Below are 16,671 nucleotides of genomic sequence, written 5' to 3'. Positions count from 1 at the left end.
TGTGTCCAGACCTTCTGTCGAAGCGCTTCACCAGGCGGACCCGGCCGGGTTTCCGGCCGGGTCCGGGCTACGCCTGGCCGGTCTCGAAGCGGCTCACCCGGCCGTCCGGCGACACCGTGAACCGCCACGAGGTCCGCATCTCGCCCCAGGTGTCGTTGCGGTAGTTGGCGACCAGCGCCCGCCCGTCGCCCTTCTCCGTCTGCACGTCGATGTGGCCGTGCGAGGAGAAGATCTCCCGGTCCACCCACTGCGCGAGGTCGCGCTCCGTGCCGTCGTCCGCCATCGTCGCGTCCTCGGTGAGCGAGGCGAAGAAGGCGCCCTGGTCGCCCGCGTTCACCGCGGACAGCAGCCGGCGCACGGCCGGATCGGACAGCTTGTCGAGCGGAATGGTCATGGCTGCGTACTCCCTGCGGTCGGCGGCGCCGCCGGGCGGCGGCGCGCTGACTCCCAGAGACCACGGCCGCCGCCCGCCCGCCAGCCGCGCGCCCGCCGTTCGGAGGGCGGGCGTGGCGGCGCCGCCCGGGGGGCGGTGCGTGTGCTTTGATCCGCGGGTAGGCACCCGCCGGCCGCCCTCGCCGACGCCGCCGCACACGCCGCACCGAAGGGAGCCCTGCATGGGGCCGGCCGAACTGCTCGTCCTGACCTTCCCGCAGGAGACCATCACCGTCGAGGCCGCGACCGCGCTCGCCAAGCTGCGCACCGCCGGCGACATCCGGGTGATCGACTCGCTGGTGGTCACCCGGCACGCCGACGGCGAGGCGACCTACGGCGAGTTCGCCGACTTCGAGCACCTCAGGGGCGTCGTCGGGATCGGCGGCCAAGGGCTCCCGCTGATCGGCCCCGAGGACGCCCAGGAGGCCGCCGAACTGCTGCGCCCGGGCACCGTCGCGGTGATCGTGCTGATCGAACACGTCTGGGCCGAGGACGCGGCCCGGGCGCTGTACGACGTGGGCGGGCGGATCGCCTCCGGGGTGCGGATCCCGCCGGAGAACATCGAAGAGGCCGCGCGCGCCGCCGAGGCGCGCGGCGCGTCGGGAGAGTGAGGCAGCCGTGTTCCGACCCCTTCGGCCCATCCGGCCGGTCCGCGTCGTCCGCCCGGTGGGAGCGCCCCTGGTGCGCGGACTCGTCGTCGGCGGCGCCTACGCCGCCGGCCGCGCCGCGCCCGCGCCGGGCCTGAGCGGCGAGCTGACCCGGCTCGGCGAGTTGGCCGAGTCGGGCCTGCTCACGCCCGAGGAGTTCAGTGCCGCCAAGGCCAAGCTGCTCGGCTGACGCGGGGGAGCCCGGGCGAATCCGTTCCCGTGGCGGCCGGTAGCGCGCGGGCGGCCTGTCGCGTGGTCGGCCTCGCCGTCACCCGAGCACCTGCCGGGGCTCTCCTAGAAGAGGCCCATCGGGCGGTCGGAGTAGCTGACCAGGAGGTTCTTGGTCTGCTGGTAGTGCTCCAGCAGCATCTTGTGGGTCTCCCGGCCGATGCCGGAGTCCTTGTAGCCGCCGAACGCGGCGTGGGCCGGGTAGAGGTGGTAGCTGTTGGTCCACACCCGGCCGGCCTGGATGGCGCGGCCGGCGCGGTAGGCGGTGGAGCCGTCGCGGGTCCAGACGCCGGCGCCGAGGCCGTACGGGGTGTCGTTGGCGAGTTCGACGGCATCCTCGAAGGTGTCGAAGCGGGTGACGGCGAGGACCGGCCCGAAGATCTCCTCCTGGAAGATCCGCATCCGGTTGTCGCCCTCGAAGACGGTCGGCGTGACGTAGTAGCCGCCGCTCAACTCGCCGCCGAGCTCGGCCCGTTCGCCGCCGGCCAGGACCTTGGCGCCCTCCGCCCGGCCGATCTCCAGGTAGGAGAGGACCTTCTCCAACTGCTCGCGGGAGGCCTGGGCGCCGACCATGGTGTCGGTGTCGAGCGGGTTGCCCTGCCGGATGAGGGCGGTGCGCTCCAGGCCGTCGCCGAGGAAGCGGTCGTAGATCGCGGAGTGGATCAGCGCCCGGCTGGGGCAGGTGCACACCTCGCCCTGGTTGAGGGCGAACATGGCGAAGCCTTCGAGGGCCTTCTCGTAGAAGGAGTCGCGCTCGGCGGCGACGTCCGCGAAGAACAGGTTGGGGCTCTTGCCGCCGAGCTCCAGGGAGACCGGGATCAGGTTGGGGCCCGCGTACTGGGCGATCAGCCGGCCGGTGCCGGTCTCGCCGGTGAAGGCGATCTTGCGGACCCGGGGGCTGGAGGCGAGCGGCTTGCCGGCCTCCAGGCCGTAGCCGGTGACCACGTTGACCACGCCCGGCGGCAGCAGGTCGGCGGTGAGTTCCATCAGCAGCAGGACGGAGACGGGCGTCTGCTCGGCGGGCTTGAGGACGACGGTGTTGCCGGCGGCGAGGGCCGGGGCGAGCTTCCAGACGGCCATCAGCAGCGGGAAGTTCCACGGGATGATCTGCCCCACCACGCCCAGCGGCTCGTGGAAGTGGTAGGCGACGGTGTCCTCGTCGAGCTGGGAGAGGCCGCCCTCCTGGGCGCGCAGGGCGCCGGCGAAGTAGCGCAGGTGGTCGACGGCGAGCGGCAGGTCGGCGGCCAGGGCCTCGCGGACGGGCTTGCCGTTGTCCCATGTCTCGGTGACGGCGAGCGCCTCCAGGTGCTGTTCGATCCGGTCGGCGAGGCGGAGCAGGACCTGGGCGCGCTCGGCGGGCGGGGTGCGGCCCCAGGCGGGGGCGGCGGCCTCGGCGGCGTCCAGGGCGGCCTCGATGTCCTCGGCGGTGCCCCGGGCGACCTCGCAGAAGGTCTCGCCGGTGACCGGCGTGGGGTTCTCGAAGTACCGCCCGAGGACCGGCGGTTGCCAGCCCCCGTCGATCCAGTGCTGGTAGCGGGTGCGGAGTTCGACCGGAGATCCGGGTCGGCCGGGGGGCTGGTGGACCGTCACAGCTGTCTCCTTGCAACGATGGCAGGGGCCTGACAAGCGGTGCGCGGGAGGCGGCCGGTGGTCGCTCCCGCTCGGGCACCCTAGCCCGGTCGCCCGCCCTTCGCTACGGTGTGTGCGGGGCCGGTTGCGGAGCGGCGTAACGCCCCGTACGCTCCTCCCAGTCGAGATATCCGACCAGCCAGGCCGTGAGGCCGTCGACGTAGCGGCGGGTCGGTTCCAGTTCGTCCGTGGTGAGACCCAACTGTCGGTAGGCGTCGGGCAGTTGCCGGGTCAGTTCGGCGAAGTGGTCGATCATCTGCTGGGCTTCGGCGAGAACGACCTCGAAGGCCTCGTCGATGGAGCAGCCGCGCTCGCGGCGGGCCACCATGACGAGGTTGTAGACGTCGCCGCGCGGGGCCTCCAGGGGGTAGGAGTAGACGTCGTTGCTGAGGGAGGGGACGTCCGCGGCGATCTGGCGGAGCTGTCGCAGGACCGGGTGGTGCAGGGCGGCCTGCGGCACCTCGAGGTGGTCGAGCCGCTCGATCATGTCGAAGACGGTCTCCATCGCGGCGGTGCCGCGACGCACCACCAGGTAGCCCTCCCGGTCGGGGATCAGGCCGGCGACCCGGCCGGCGGCCTCGGCGGGGTGGCTGGCGAAGTAGCGCTCCCAGTTGTACGCGGCGCGGGCCAGCCAGCGGGCGGGCATGCCGGCGGTGGAGCGCTCCCAGAGGTCGAGGAAGGCGCGCTCGCTCTCGGTGCGGGCCCGCGCCGGGTCCGGGTCGAACACCAGGCCGGTGAGGCGTTCGCAGATCCGGGCGACGTCGGCGGGGCGGCGCCCGAGCTCGCCGTCGAAGCCGTCGTCGAAGAGCAGGTAGAAGCCGAGCAGGTCGGTGGCGAGGGTGAGGCTCTCGGCGGAGCAGGAGGGGTAGGCGACCGCGGCCAGGTCGGCGACGTCCCAGCGGGCGTAGACGGACTCGGAGGCGATCGCGGCGAGCGCCGGGAAGCGCTCCAGCCAGCGCTGGTGCTCGTCGTTGGCGTGCTGGTAATGCGGATTGCGGCGGAGCGGGAACGGAACCTCAAGTGAGGTGAGGTCGGACATCGGACTCCCGGGCGTGCTCAGGGTGCGGCGCGGCCGGCGTGGCGTCTGACTGCCGACCAAAGATCAACTTTGTTCTACGTGGGGCAGATTATCGGATCACATCATCAGGCGGCAGTGGTACCAGGGCATTTGCCCGGGGCGGCCGGGCTCAACCCTTCCGAACGCCTCCGGCCTGCGGGAACGTCCCTCTTTCGGACGCACACGGCGCTATGGTCGGATCGAAGGACGGGGACGGGCGAGTGGAGGACGCGGCGGTGGCCGGAGAGCTGAACGGGCAGGGCGGTACGAGGAGTGATGCCGAGTCGGCCGGGATCCGCTTGCGCGAGCGCGAGCTGGAGATCGAGTCCGCCCGGCACGCGGTGTCCCGGCTGGCCCGGGCACACATGACCGGTGGCGCCGCCACCGGAGAGCTGCTGCTCTACTCGGGCCCGGGCGGCATGGGCAAGACCTCGGTGCTGGACGAGGTGCGGGCGCTGGCCCGCGGCGAGGAGTCCTGCACGGTGCTGTTCGCCCGCGGCGGCGAGCGCCAGCGCACCGAACCCTTCCACGTGCTGCGTCAGTTGCTGATGCCGGTGCTCAGCCGCCTCACCCAGACCGAGCGGGACGAGGTGTTCGGCAACTGGTACGGCATCGTCGGCCCGGCCGTCGGCCTGACCCCGCCGTCCGGCGAGGTCGAACGGATCGACCCGCAGGGCGTCCGCGACGGCCTGGACTACGTGCTCACCCAACTCGCGCCCCGAAGGGCGCCCTTGGTGATGGTCGTCGACGACCTGCACTGGGCCGACCGGGAGTCGCTGACCTGGCTGGCCTCCTTCGCGGTCCGCTCCCGCGAGCTCCCGGTGCTGGTCGTGCTCGCCTACCGGAACGAGTTCGCCGAGGACACCGACGGGCTGGTCCGGCAGATCCAGCAGATGGCCACCCGCCACCACGAGCTGCACACCCTCGGCCCCGAGTCGGTCGCCGACCTGGTCCGCAGCGCGTTCGGCGACAAGGCGGACGACGCCTTCTGCCGGCAGGTCTGGGCGGTCACCGCGGGCACCCCGTACGACACCGTGGCGCTGCTGCGCGACGTGCGGGACCAGGGGATCGAGCCGGTCGAGGAGTCCACCCCGCGGCTGCGCGACCTGGCCGCCGCGGCCCGCGGGCAGACCCGGCAGTTCTGGCTGGAGAAGCTCGGCCGGGTCACCCTGCAGTTCGCCTGGGCGGCCGCCCTGCTCGGCACCGACATCAAGGAGGAGGTGGCCGCCGCGATCTCCACCCAGGGGCCGGAGCAGGCCGCCGGGTCGGTCCGCGAGCTGGTCCGCCACCGGGTGCTCACCACCCAGCCGAACGGCCGGCTGGAGTTCGTCCACCCGCTGATCGGCACCTCGATCTACCAGTCGATCCCCGACGCGATGAAGACCGCGATGCACGGCATCGCCGCCAGCGTCATCGAGGACGCGGGCGGCGGCCTGGTGCTGGCCTCCCGGCACCTGCTGGAGACCCACCCCGAGGGCGACGACCAGATGGTGCGCAAGCTGCGCCGCGCCGCCGTCGAGCACCTGCGGATCGGCGCCCCGGACGCCGCGCAGCGCTGCCTCAAGCGCGCCCTGGCCGAGCCGCCGAGCGACGAGGTCCGCGCCGTGGTGCTCTACGAGCTGGGCTGCTCCGCGCTGCTCACCGATCCGGCCGCCACCGTCAACCAGCTGCGCCTCGCGCTGGACGACGAGTACGGCCTGAGCCCCTCGATGCGGGTGGACGCGGTGTTCCGGCTCTCCGAGGTGCTGGCGCACAGCAGCGACCTGGAGGCCGCCGCCGCGCTGTGCGCCGAGGAGGCCGAGCGCGCCGACCCGGGGCCCGACCGGCTGCGGCTGCAGATCGCGGTCTTCATGTACCAGACCCTGGCCCGCGAGGAGTCGGACGGTCCGGGCCGCTCGCGGCGGCTGCGGCAGCTCCCGCTCACCCCCGCCACCCGGGACGCCAAGCACGCGCTGCACGCCCTGCAGGCCTGGGACCTGACGCTGCGCGGGGTCTCCGCCGCCGAGGCGATCGAGCAGGCGGAGGCCGCCCTGGTGCAGGGCCGGCTGCCCGCCGGCCTGGCCTGGACGGGCCTCACCTGGGGCCTGGAGCTGCCCGCCCTGGTCGGCCTGACCTTCGCCTACACCGACGAACTCGCCCGCGCCGAGCGGCTGTTCTCCGACGCCATCCTGGAGTTCGAGAAGGCCGGCTGGTCCGGCGCGCACCGCGGCTTCGCCTACTTCCTGATGGGCCTGACCCGGTTCCGGCGCGGCCTGCTGCTGGAGGCGGAGGACTTCCTGCGCCGCGGCCTGCGGCTGTCCGAGCGGATCGCCCCCGGCATCCCGCTGGAGTGGGACATCGTCGGCGTCCTCGCCGACACCCTGCTGGCCCGCGGCCGGGCCGACGACGCCTGGGAGCTGGTGCAGAAGTACGGCTTCGCCCCGCCCGGGCACCGCACCGCCATGGTGCTGCCCGACGCCTCCACGCTCTACGGCAAGCTGCTGCTGGCCCGCGGCGACCGGCTCGGCGCGATCGCGGTCTTCACCCAGGTCGGCGCGGCGCTGGACGCCCGCGGCTGGCACAACACCGTCTGGGCGCCCTGGGCCGGCCACCTCGCCGAGGCGATCGCGCCCGACGAGCCGGAGCGGGCGCGGGAGCTGGCGCGCGAGGCGGTCAACCGGGCCCGGGTCTTCGGCTCGCCCTCGGCGGTCGGTGTCGCGCTGCGCCTGGAGGCGGCGGTGAGCGAGGGCCCGCGCGCGGTGGAGCTGCTGCTGGACGCGGTCGGCTACCTCGGCCAGTCCCCGGCCTCGTACGAGCACGCCTACGCCCTGGTCGACCTGGGTTCGGCGCTGCGCCGGGTCGGGCGGATCCCGGACGCCGCCGAGTACCTCTACCAGGGCATGGAGCTGGCCCAGCACTGCGGCGCCGACGGCCTGGTGGCGCGCTCCCGCCGGGAGCTCGCGGTGGCCGGGCTGCGGCCCAACCGGCTGCGCACGCTCTCCAAGGACGCCCTCACCCAACCCGAGTGGGAGGTGGCCGAGTTGGCCGTCCGCGGGGTGCCGCCGCAGCGGATCGCGGAGGAGCTGTCGCTGCCGCTGAGCCTGGTGCACCGCCGACTGGCCGCGGTCCACCGCAAGGCCGGCACCGGCCCGGAGGGCCTGGCCGCCGCGCTGGGCCTGCACGAGGGCGGTGGCGCGCCGCAGGACTGACGGACCGCCGGGAGATCGCACAGTCCGCGCGGACAGCTGGCCGACCGGGGCGCACCGGGGCGCAACGCCGCCCCGGTGCGCCCCGCGCGGGCTAGGCTGGCCCCGACGAACGAACATGATCACTCGGGTCCGCACACGCCGGGTCCGAGGGGGTCGAGGAGTCGAGGAGGACCACGCGATGACGGCGTCCGCAGAGCTGACCGAGGTGCACCGGGCACCCTTCGACTCCAGCGGGGCGGGGGTCGGCATCGAGCGCTGGACGCTGCGCAGCGGCCGCCTGGAGGCGACCGTGATCACCCTGGGTGCGGCCCTGCACACCCTGACCGCCCCGGACCGGGACGGCCGCACCGCGCAACTGCTGCTCTCCGCCGAGGACATCGGCGCGCTGCTCGGGCCGGCCAAGCACTACGGCGTCACGGTCGGCCGGTACGCCAACCGGATCGCGGACTCCCGGATCACCATCGACGGCGAGGAGCACCCGCTGGCGCCGACCGGCAACGGGGTGACCCTGCACGGCGGCCCGGACAGCTTCTCGCACCGGGTCTGGGCGGCCGAGCAGATCCCCGGCGGGGTGCGGATGAGCCTGCACAGCCCGGACGGCGACCAGGGCTTCCCCGGCGCGCTGGACGTCAGCGTCTCGTACACCCTGGCCCCCGACGGCCTGACCATCGCCTACCACGCGGTCACCACCAAGCCGACCGTGATCAACCTGACCAACCACGCCTACTTCAACCTGTCCGGCGAGGGCAGCGGCGACGTCCTCGGCCACCTGCTGACGGTGGACGCCGACCAGTACACGCCGGTGGACGAGCGGCAGATCCCGTTGGGCCCGTACGAGGCGGTGGCCGGCACCCCGTTCGACCTGACCCGCGCCCGCCCGATCGGCGAGGCGATCGGCGAGGACCACCCGCAGATCAAGGCGGCCGGCGGCTTCGACCACAACTGGGTGCTGCGCGAGCGCCCGGCGGACGGCAGTCCGTCCCGGGCCGCGTTCCTGGAGGATCCGGTGAGCGGCCGCACGCTGGAGGTGCTGACCACCGAGCCGGGCATCCAGGTCTACACCGCCAACGGCTTCCAGGGGGCCGTCACGGGCGCCGCGGGGGTGCCGTACGGCCCGTACGCGGGCGTGGCGCTGGAGACCCAGCACCACCCGGACTCGCCGCACCACCCGGACTACCCGTCCACCGTGCTGCGCCCGGGCGAGGAGTTCCGCTCGACCACGGTGTTCCGGCCGGGCGTCGCCTGACCGGGGGTTTCCGCAAGACGTCGCAAGGCGAAGGCCCGTCCCCGTCGGGGGCGGGCCTCCGTGGTGTCCGGGCGCGGAGCGGCAACCCTCAGGACACGCGGACGTAACGATCCGCCCGAACCTTTCAGAAACTTGCTGCAAGGGCTTTCAGGAGCGATTGCATCGCTGTTACGTTCCTCCCCAAGCCCGAGGGGGCGAAGGCAAGTATGCGCCTCCTGTCCCGACCAGGGCACCCCCACCCCTTTCCAAGGAGTTCACATGCGGCGTGGCATCGCGGCCTCCGCTCTCGTTGCGGCTCTTGCCGTTTCCATGGCGGCCTGTGGCAGCAGCGGCGACAGCAGCAACAACAGCGCCCCGGCGGCCGGCGCCTCGGTCGACCCGGCCAAGGTTTCCGGCACCGTGACCTGGTGGGACACGTCGGACGCCAAGGCCGAGGCGCCGACCTACCAGAAGGTGATCGAGGGCTTCCAGGCGAAGTACCCGAACGTCAAGGTGAAGTACGTCAACGTGCCCTTCGCCGACGCCCAGAACAAGATCAAGAACGCCTTCTCGACCGGCACCGACGCGCCCGACGTCATCCGCTCCGAGGTGGCGTGGACCCCCGAGCTGGCCTCGCTGCACTACCTGGCCCCGCTCGACGGCACCATCGCCCTGGACAAGGCCGACGACTTCCTGCCCAACCCGGTCGCCGCCACCAAGTACGAGGGCAAGACCTACGCGGTCCCGCAGGTCACCGACACCATGGCGCTCTTCTACAACAAGAAGATGTTCGCCGACGCCGGCATCGCCAAGCCCCCGGCGACCGTCGAGGAGCTCAAGGCCGCCGCCGCCCAGATCAAGGCCAAGTCCGGCAAGACCGGCCTCTACCTGCGCGGCGACGACGCCTACTGGACGCTGTCGTTCCTGTACGGCGAGGGCGGCGACCTGGTGGACGCCAACGCCAAGACCGTCTCCATCGACAACGCCGCCGGCGTCAAGGCCTTCAAGACCATGAAGGACCTGGTCGACTCGGGCGCCGCGAAGACCTCCGTCACCGACGGCTGGGCGAACATGATGTCGTCCTTCCAGTCCGGCGACACCGCGATGATGATCAACGGCCCGTGGGCCCTGGCCACCGTCAACAAGGGCGGCGAGGCCTTCGCCGACAAGGCCAACCTCGGCATCGCCGTCGTCCCCGCCGGCAGCGGCGGCCAGGGCGCCCCGCAGGGCGGCCACTCCTACGCGGTGTACGCGGGCAGCAAGAACGTCTCCGCCTCGGAGCTCTTCGTCCAGTACATGGCCTCCGCCGAGACCCAGGCCACGCTGACCAAGGAGCTCGGCGTGCTGCCGACCCGCAAGTCGGTCTACGCCCAGCCGGACGTCGCCTCCATCGAGAGCGTCAAGTTCTTCAAGGACGCGATCGACAAGGCCCACCAGCGTCCGTGGATCCCCGAGGGCGGCACCCTCTTCGCCCCGCTGGTGACCGAGTACACCGCGATGCTCTCCGGCAAGGAGACCCCGGAGCAGGCCGCCAAGAACACCGGCGACGCCTACCGCAAGAACCTCGGCTGGAAGTAAGGAAGTAACCGGGCATGGCTGTGGACACCACCACCAGCCGGCCGACGGTCGAGGCCGCGGGCGGGAACCCTCCCGCCCGCGGTCCCCGCCGCACGGCAGGCACCCCCGGGCGACTGCGCCTGGCCGTCAGCAAGCACTGGTACGCCTGGACCCTGGTGGCGCCGGTCTGCATCGTCGTCGCGGTACTCGTCGGCTACCCGCTGCTGCAGGGCCTGTACCTGTCGACCACGGACGCGAACGACAAGAACTCCGAGAAGCAGATCGGCCAGTTCCTGCACATCCCGGCCAGCTACAAGAACGTCGGCCTGGACAACTACACCGAGATCCTGTTCGGCGCCCACAGCACCTTCTGGGCCCGCCTCGGCTGGACGGTCACCTGGACGGTCTCCTGCGTCGCCGTCAGCTTCGTGGTCGGCCTGACCCTGGCCATCATGCTGAACCGCAAGGTGCGCGGCCGCTCGGTCTACCGCACCCTGCTGATCCTGCCGTGGGCCGTCCCGGCCTTCGTCTCCACGTTCAGCTGGCGCTTCATCATGAACAACGACCGGGGCTTCCTGAACCACGCCCTGGACGCCATGGGCCTGCCGACCTTCGACTGGCTCAACGACCCGACGATGGCCCAGGTCTCCGTCGTCCTGGTCAACGTCTGGCTGGCCTTCCCGTTCGTGATGGTGGCCGTCCTCGGCGGTCTGCAGTCCATCCCCGCCGAGCTCTACGAGGCGGCCGAGATGGACGGCGCCAACGCCTGGCAGAAGTTCTGGAACATCACCCTGCCGTCGCTGCGCCCGGTCAGCTCGACCGTGATCCTGCTCAGCACGATCTGGACCTTCAACATGTTCCCGGTGATCTTCCTGCTGACCAACGGCGGCCCCGGCGACCAGACCCAGCTGCTGGTCACCACCGCCTACCAGAAGGCCTTCACCGGCCTGCGCCAGTTCGGCGAGTCGTCCGCCTGGGGCGTGCTCATCCTGTTGATCCTCGTGGTGTTCGCCGTGCTCTACCGGCGCTCGCTGCGCAAGCAAGGCGAGGTGTGGTGACAATGAGCGAGCGAAGCGAGCTCATCATCGAAGCGGCCGCTGGCGAAGCCACCGACGAGCGAAGCGAGGCGGGAGCATGAGCCGCAACGAGAAGCGCACGTTCGCGGCGTCGGCCGGCCTGCACGCCGGCCTGATGGCCGCCTCGCTGATCGCGGTCTTCCCGGTGCTGTGGGTCTTCCTCACCTCGCTGAAGCCGGCCGGCCACGAGACCAGCGCCAAGTTCTTCGACCAGCCGTCGTTCTCCGGGTACACCGAGCTGCTGACGAAGACCAAGTTCCTCACCTGGTTCGGCAACACCGTCCTGATCGCGGGCTTCACCACGGTGCTCGGCGTCTTCCTCGCCGCCACCACCGGCTACGCGGTCAGCCGCTTCCGCTTCCCCGGGATGCGGCCGCTGATGTGGACCCTGCTGGTCACCCAGATGTTCCCGGTGGCGATCCTGATCGTCCCGATCTACCAGCTGCTCGGCAAGTTCCACCTGCTCAACCAGCCGGTCGGCCTGATCCTCACCTACATGACCATCTCGGTGCCGTTCTGCGCCTGGACCATGAAGGGCTACTTCGACACGATCTCCACCGAGATCGACGAGGCCGGCCGGATCGACGGGCTCAACCCGTTCGGCACCTTCTGGCGGCTGATCCTGCCGCTGGCCCGTCCGGGCCTGGCGGTCACCGCCTTCTACTCCTTCATCACGGCCTGGGGCGAGGTCGCCTACGCCTCCCAGTTCATGACCGGCCTGGACAGGATGACGCTGGCCGGAGGCCTGCAGACCTTCGTCAACCAGTACAGCCAGAACTGGTCGATGATGTCGACCGCCTCGGTGCTGATCGCCATTCCGGCGGCCGTCGTCTTCATCCTCGTGCAGCGTCACCTGGTGGCCGGCCAGACCGCCGGCTCCATCAAGTAGCCCTGCGGTCCGGTCCGGCAGCATCCGCCGGACAGCCCCAGACCCACCGCTTCCTACGTCCCCGAGGGATACCGCCCATGACCCAGAACCTGGCCGACGCGGCCCGGCCCGCCGCCGCCCCCGCCGCAGTGCCCACTGCCCGGACGACTGCCGCGAGCGCCGACGCGTCCAGAGGCTGGTGGCGGGACGCGGTCATCTACCAGGTGTATCCGCGCAGCTTCGCGGACGCCAACGGCGACGGCATGGGCGACCTCCCGGGCATCCGGAGCCGCCTCCCGTACCTGAAGGACCTGGGTGTGGACGCCGTCTGGCTGTCCCCGTTCTACGCCTCGCCGCAGGCCGACGCCGGCTACGACGTCGCCGACTACCGCGCCGTCGACCCGATGTTCGGCACCCTGCTGGACGCCGACGGGCTGATCCGCGACGCCCACGCGCTGGGCCTGCGGATCATCGTCGACCTGGTCCCCAACCACTCCTCCGACCAGCACGAGTGGTTCCAGCGCGCGCTGCGCGAGGGCCCTGCGTCCCCTCTGCGCGACCGCTACCACTTCCGCCCCGGCAAGGGCGAGGACGGCGAGCTGCCGCCGAACGACTGGGAGTCCATCTTCGGCGGGCCGGCCTGGACCCGCACCGCGAACCCGGACGGCACCCCGGGCGACTGGTACCTGCACCTGTTCGCCCCGGAGCAGCCCGACTTCAACTGGGAGAACCAGGCCGTCGCCGACGAGTTCCGCTCCATCCTGCGGTTCTGGCTGGACATGGGCGTGGACGGCTTCCGGATCGACGTCGCGCACGGCATGGTCAAGGCCCCCGGCCTGCCCGACCTCGGTTCGCACGACCAGCTGAAGCTGCTCGGCAACGACGTGATGCCGTTCTTCGACCAGGACGGCGTGCACGCCATCTACCGCAGCTGGCGCAAGATCCTCGACGAGTACCCGGGCCAGCGGATCGGCGTCGCCGAGGCGTGGACCCCCACCGTCCAGCGCACCGCCAACTACGTCCGCCCGGACGAGCTGCACCAGGCCTTCAACTTCCAGTACCTGGGCACCTCCTGGGCGGCCGACGAGCTGCGCGAGGTGATCGACCTCTCGCTCGACTCGATGCGCCCGGTCGACGCCCCCACCACCTGGGTGCTGTCCAACCACGACGTCACCCGGCACGCCACCCGGTTCGCCAACGAGCCGGGCCTGGGCACCCAGATCCGCACCGCCGGCGACCGCGAGCTCGGCCTGCGCCGCGCCCGGGCGGCCTCCCTGCTGATGCTCGCCCTGCCCGGCTCGGCGTACGTCTACCAGGGCGAGGAGCTCGGCCTGCCGGACGTCACCGACCTGCCCGACGAGGTCCGCCAGGACCCGTCGTTCTTCCGGGCGGAGGGCCAGGACGGCTTCCGCGACGGCTGCCGGGTGCCGATCCCGTGGTCGGGCACCGAGGCGCCGTACGGCTTCGGCCCGAACCCCGGCGGCCCCAGCTGGCTGCCGCAGCCCGACTCCTGGGCCGGGCTGAGCGTCGAGGTCCAGACCGGTGACCCGACCTCCACCCTGGAGCTCTACCGCTCCGCGCTGGCCGTCCGCCGGGCCCACCCGGCGCTCGGCGGCGGCACCGAGGTGACCTGGCTGGAGTCGCCGGAGGGCACCCTGGCCTTCCGCCGGGACAGCGCCGAGGGCTCGTTCGTGTGCACCGTCAACACGACGGGCGAGGCTGTCCGGATCGCCGCCCCCGGCCGTATCCTGCTGTCCTCCACCGAGGCCGTCGCGGTGGACGGTGAGGCGATTCTTCCGGCGGACAGCACCGTTTGGTGGGCGGTCTGACATGGTTGCAATAGGCTCTGGGATCGTGACTACGGCGCGACTCTCCGACATCGCGGCGCAGGCGGGGGTCAGTGAGGCCACCGTCAGCCGCGTCCTCAACGGCAAGGCGGGTGTGTCCGCGACCACGCGGCAGACCGTGCTGGCCGCACTCGACGTGCTCGGGTACGAGCGGCCGACCCGGCTGCGACAGCGCAGCGCGGGTCTGATCGGCCTGATCACCCCGGAGCTCAGCAACCCGATCTTCCCCGCCCTCGCCCAGGTGATCGAACAGGTGCTCAGCCGCCACGGCTTCACGCCGGTGCTGTGCACCCAGACCCCGGGCGGGTCGACCGAGGACGAACTGGTCGACATGCTGGTCGAGCGCGGGGTGGCGGGCATCGTCTTCGTCTCCGGCCTGCACGCCGACACCACCGCCGACCACGACCGGTACGCCAAGCTCACCGGCCGCCAGGTCCCGTTCGTGCTGATCAACGGCTTCAGCGAGAAGATCGCCGCGCCGTTCATCTCGCCGGACGACCGGGCCGCGATGGCGATGGCCGTCCAGCACCTGGTCGAACTCGGGCACGAGAAGATCGGCCTGGCGGTCGGCCAGAAGCGGTACGTCCCGGTGCTGCGCAAGATCGAGGGCTTCACCGCCGCCGTGCGGCAGCTGCTCGGCGCCTCCCCGGAGGAGGCCGAGGCGCTGGTGCACCACACCCTGTTCAGCGTGGAGGGCGGCCACGCGGCCGCCAACGCGCTGCTCGACAAGGGCTGCACGGCGATCGTCTGCGGCAGCGACATGATGGCCCTCGGCGCGATCCGCGCGGTCCGCCAGCGCGGGCTGTCGGTGCCGCAGGACGTCTCGGTGGTCGGGTTCGACGACTCGCCGCTGATAGCGTTCACCGAGCCGCCGCTCACCACCATCCGCCAGCCGGTCGAGGCGATGGCCACCGCGGCCGTCGACGCCCTGCTCGAGGAGGTCGGCGGGAGCCCGGGCCAGCGCTCGGAGTTCATGTTCCAGCCGGAGCTGGTGATGCGCGGCTCCACCGGCGCCAACTCGCGCTGAGCGTACGTGAAGGGCCCCGGAGGGACGGTCTCCCTCCGGGGCCCTTCACGTTGTCTCCCGGCCGCCTCAGCCCTCCTGGACGGGCGCCTGCGGGGCCGCCAGACGGCTCTCGTCGGCCGCGTCGCCGGTCCGCGCCTCGGTCCGGCGCCGGGTGGCCAGGAAGTCGCGGACGACCAGCTCCACGGCGTCCTGCGGGCTCTTGGTGCCGGCCAGCAGCATCACCTCGATGGCGAGGTCGGCGTCGAGGGACACGGTCACCTTGGCCATGGCGGCTCCTAGCGCTCTGCGGGGTTCGGCGGAACGGCCGACGGCCCGAGCATAGGCCGCTGCCCCCGGAGCCGACCAGGCTCTCCGGGGGCAGCGGGCGGCGCTCACCGCGCCTGCGGTCAGACGCGACCGGCGAAGTCCGGCGCCCAGTTGGCGACGGTCTCGGTGCGCACGCCGGCGCGCGGGTTGGCCGCCTCGACGTACTTGCCGTCGCCGACGTAGATGGCGACGTGGTAGACGCCCGAGTTGCCGCCGTTGTTGGACCAGAACAGCAGGTCGCCCGGGAGCAGGTTGTCCAGCGAGACGCGGGTGGCGTAGTCCGCCTGGTCCGCGGCCACCCGCGGCAGCGAGATGCCGGCCTGGCGGAACGCGGCCTGGGTCAGGCCGGAGCAGTCCCAGCCGCCGTTGCCGGCGCCGCCGTAGATGTAGGCCTGGCCCAGCTTGGACAGAGCGAAGTCGATCGCGGCGGCCTTGGAGCCGGTGGCCTTCACGGCCGCGGTGGTGCTCTTCGCGGCGGTGGTCTTCGCCGGCGCGGCGGTGGAGGCGGCGGCGCTCTTGGAGGTCCCGGCGGACTTCCACGAGTCGCTCTTCCACGAGCCGTCCCAGGAGGACGACTTGGTGGCGGTCTCCGGCTTGGCCGGGGTGGCCACCGCGACGTTGCCCAGGGCGAGCCGCTGGCCCGGGTAGATCATGTCGGGGCCCTCGGTGAGCACCGAGCGGTTGAGCTCGTACAGGCGCTGCCAGCCGCCGTCGACGTGGTGGCTCTCGGCGATGGTCGACAGCCAGTCACCGGCGGCGACCGTGTAGGTCTCGGTGGCGGCCTGCGGCTGGGCGGCCTCCTGCTTGGGGGCCTCCTGCTTGGGGGCCTGCTGCTTCGGGGCGGCCTGCTGCGGCGCCTGCTGCTTCGGGGCCTGCTGCTTGGGGGCGGCCTGGACGGTGGAGCCGGTGCTCGGGGTGCCGGCGTCGACCTGCGGCGCCTCGCCGCCCTTGGTGAGCCCCGCCTTGACGGAGCAGACCGGCCAGGCGCCGGGGCCCTGCTCGGCCAGCACCTTCTCGGCGACGGTGATCTGCTGGGCCTTGGTGGCCTGGTTGGCCTGCGGCGCGTACGCGTGGCCGCCGAACGCAGCCCAGGTGCTGGAGGTGAACTGGAGACCGCCGTAGAAGCCGTTGCCGGTGTTGATGGACCAGTCGCCGCTCGACTCGCACTGCGCGACCTTGTCCCAGGTGGACACGGAGGCGGCGGAGGCGGTGCCGGAGAGCAGGCACGGGATCGAGAGGCCGAGGCCCACCACGCCGGTGGTGGCGATGGCGCGTCGGGCGCGCTTGGCGTTTGCGGACAGCATGAAGACGTGTTCCTCTCCCACGCCTGCGAGGTGAGCTGTCGGATTCGGGCTGGAGTTGCCCGGCCGTGCAAGCACGGCTTCACCCCAAGCCCGGGAGAGGCCTGACCTCGTCCCGGGCGACTTACCTGGTTCCCCCGCCCCTGCCGTGGTGCGTTGAGCGCTGCCGACCGACCCGGCGGCAGGACTCGGCGTTCCGGGTGGGATGGGTCCGTGTGACCACGAACGTGGGCAGCACGTTAGGCAGAGTTAAGTTGAAACTGCAAATGAGTGTGATATACCT

14 protein-coding genes and 1 riboswitch are annotated in these 16,671 nt (G+C 72.1%); of the genes, 9 read left to right on the top strand and 5 right to left on the bottom strand.

The window, feature by feature from the left end; genetic code table 11:
• Nucleotides 1-67: 67 nt before the first annotated feature.
• Nucleotides 68-394, bottom strand: a complete 327-nt coding sequence (locus ABEB06_RS08675) for a nuclear transport factor 2 family protein (RefSeq protein ID WP_345696227.1) — start codon at nt 392-394, stop codon at nt 68-70.
• Nucleotides 395-614: 220 nt separating this feature from the next.
• Between ABEB06_RS08675 and ABEB06_RS08670 the strand changes: the two genes are divergently transcribed.
• Together ABEB06_RS08670 and ABEB06_RS08665 are read left to right on the top strand one after the other, a co-directional pair.
• Nucleotides 615-1,043, top strand: coding sequence for a DUF6325 family protein (locus ABEB06_RS08670; RefSeq protein WP_345696226.1), 429 nt, complete (start codon nt 615-617; stop codon nt 1,041-1,043).
• 70 nt (nt 1,044-1,113) lie between these two features.
• Nucleotides 1,114-1,269, top strand: coding sequence for an SHOCT domain-containing protein (locus ABEB06_RS08665; protein WP_345696225.1), 156 nt, complete (start codon nt 1,114-1,116; stop codon nt 1,267-1,269).
• Nucleotides 1,270-1,373: 104 nt separating this feature from the next.
• Here ABEB06_RS08665 and exaC read toward each other — a convergent pair whose 3' ends face one another.
• On the bottom strand, nt 1,374-2,897 hold the full coding sequence (exaC, locus tag ABEB06_RS08660; RefSeq protein WP_345696224.1) for an acetaldehyde dehydrogenase ExaC: 1,524 nt from the start codon (nt 2,895-2,897) through the stop codon (nt 1,374-1,376).
• A gap of 103 nt (nt 2,898-3,000) precedes the next feature.
• Nucleotides 3,001-3,975, bottom strand: a complete 975-nt coding sequence (locus ABEB06_RS08655) for a terpene synthase family protein (protein WP_345696223.1) — start codon at nt 3,973-3,975, stop codon at nt 3,001-3,003.
• A gap of 254 nt (nt 3,976-4,229) precedes the next feature.
• Between ABEB06_RS08655 and ABEB06_RS08650 the strand changes: the two genes are divergently transcribed.
• The 7 genes from ABEB06_RS08650 (at nt 4,230) to ABEB06_RS08620 (ending at nt 14,781) form a co-directional block, all read left to right on the top strand.
• Complete coding sequence (locus ABEB06_RS08650) at nt 4,230-7,181, top strand: ATP-binding protein (RefSeq protein WP_345696222.1); 2,952 nt, start codon at nt 4,230-4,232, stop codon at nt 7,179-7,181.
• Nucleotides 7,182-7,359: 178 nt separating this feature from the next.
• On the top strand, nt 7,360-8,427 hold the full coding sequence (locus ABEB06_RS08645; protein ID WP_345696221.1) for an aldose epimerase family protein: 1,068 nt from the start codon (nt 7,360-7,362) through the stop codon (nt 8,425-8,427).
• Between the two features lie 258 nt (nt 8,428-8,685).
• On the top strand, nt 8,686-9,984 hold the full coding sequence (locus ABEB06_RS08640; RefSeq protein WP_345696220.1) for an extracellular solute-binding protein: 1,299 nt from the start codon (nt 8,686-8,688) through the stop codon (nt 9,982-9,984).
• Nucleotides 9,985-9,998: 14 nt separating this feature from the next.
• Nucleotides 9,999-11,021, top strand: coding sequence for a carbohydrate ABC transporter permease (locus ABEB06_RS08635; RefSeq protein ID WP_345696219.1), 1,023 nt, complete (start codon nt 9,999-10,001; stop codon nt 11,019-11,021).
• 76 nt (nt 11,022-11,097) lie between these two features.
• Nucleotides 11,098-11,928, top strand: a complete 831-nt coding sequence (locus ABEB06_RS08630; protein ID WP_345696218.1) for a sugar ABC transporter permease — start codon at nt 11,098-11,100, stop codon at nt 11,926-11,928.
• Nucleotides 11,929-12,005: 77 nt separating this feature from the next.
• Nucleotides 12,006-13,736 carry a glycoside hydrolase family 13 protein gene (locus ABEB06_RS08625; protein WP_345696217.1) on the top strand — a complete coding sequence of 577 codons (1,731 nt, stop codon included), beginning with the start codon at nt 12,006-12,008 and terminating at the stop codon, nt 13,734-13,736.
• A 1-nt stretch (nt 13,737) separates the two neighbouring features.
• Complete coding sequence (locus ABEB06_RS08620) at nt 13,738-14,781, top strand: LacI family DNA-binding transcriptional regulator (protein ID WP_345696216.1); 1,044 nt, start codon at nt 13,738-13,740, stop codon at nt 14,779-14,781.
• Nucleotides 14,782-14,847: 66 nt separating this feature from the next.
• On the opposite strand, the gene ABEB06_RS08615 is transcribed toward ABEB06_RS08620, so the two are convergent.
• Together ABEB06_RS08615 and ABEB06_RS08610 are read right to left on the bottom strand one after the other, a co-directional pair.
• A complete protein-coding gene (locus ABEB06_RS08615; RefSeq protein ID WP_345696215.1) occupies nt 14,848-15,048 on the bottom strand; it encodes a hypothetical protein in 201 nt (66 codons plus the stop codon).
• 119 nt (nt 15,049-15,167) lie between these two features.
• A complete protein-coding gene (locus tag ABEB06_RS08610) occupies nt 15,168-16,391 on the bottom strand; it encodes a transglycosylase family protein (protein WP_345696214.1) in 1,224 nt (407 codons plus the stop codon).
• A 7-nt stretch (nt 16,392-16,398) separates the two neighbouring features.
• Nucleotides 16,399-16,561: riboswitch (cyclic di-AMP (ydaO/yuaA leader) on the bottom strand.
• Between the last annotated feature and the right edge of the window lie 110 nt (nt 16,562-16,671).

Origin of the sequence: Kitasatospora terrestris (genome assembly GCF_039542905.1) — a bacterium.
Classification (GTDB): domain Bacteria; phylum Actinomycetota; class Actinomycetes; order Streptomycetales; family Streptomycetaceae; genus Kitasatospora; species Kitasatospora terrestris.
This window is presented reverse-complemented; position numbering and strand designations above follow the sequence as displayed.

Excerpts from the sequence above, each read along its gene's own strand:
- ABEB06_RS08635 (WP_345696219.1), top strand. The coding sequence starts at position 9,999 with ATGGCTGTGGACACCACCACCAGCCGGCCGACGGTCGAGGCCGCGGGC.
- ABEB06_RS08670 (WP_345696226.1), top strand. The coding sequence starts at position 615 with ATGGGGCCGGCCGAACTGCTCGTCCTGACCTTCCCGCAGGAGACCATC.
- ABEB06_RS08655 (WP_345696223.1), bottom strand. The coding sequence starts at position 3,975 with ATGTCCGACCTCACCTCACTTGAGGTTCCGTTCCCGCTCCGCCGCAAT.
- ABEB06_RS08615 (WP_345696215.1), bottom strand. The coding sequence starts at position 15,048 with ATGGCCAAGGTGACCGTGTCCCTCGACGCCGACCTCGCCATCGAGGTG.
- ABEB06_RS08620 (WP_345696216.1), top strand. The coding sequence starts at position 13,738 with ATGGTTGCAATAGGCTCTGGGATCGTGACTACGGCGCGACTCTCCGAC.
- ABEB06_RS08630 (WP_345696218.1), top strand. The coding sequence starts at position 11,098 with ATGAGCCGCAACGAGAAGCGCACGTTCGCGGCGTCGGCCGGCCTGCAC.
- ABEB06_RS08640 (WP_345696220.1), top strand. The coding sequence starts at position 8,686 with ATGCGGCGTGGCATCGCGGCCTCCGCTCTCGTTGCGGCTCTTGCCGTT.
- ABEB06_RS08645 (WP_345696221.1), top strand. The coding sequence starts at position 7,360 with ATGACGGCGTCCGCAGAGCTGACCGAGGTGCACCGGGCACCCTTCGAC.
- ABEB06_RS08675 (WP_345696227.1), bottom strand. The coding sequence starts at position 394 with ATGACCATTCCGCTCGACAAGCTGTCCGATCCGGCCGTGCGCCGGCTG.
- ABEB06_RS08610 (WP_345696214.1), bottom strand. The coding sequence starts at position 16,391 with ATGCTGTCCGCAAACGCCAAGCGCGCCCGACGCGCCATCGCCACCACC.
- ABEB06_RS08625 (WP_345696217.1), top strand. The coding sequence starts at position 12,006 with ATGACCCAGAACCTGGCCGACGCGGCCCGGCCCGCCGCCGCCCCCGCC.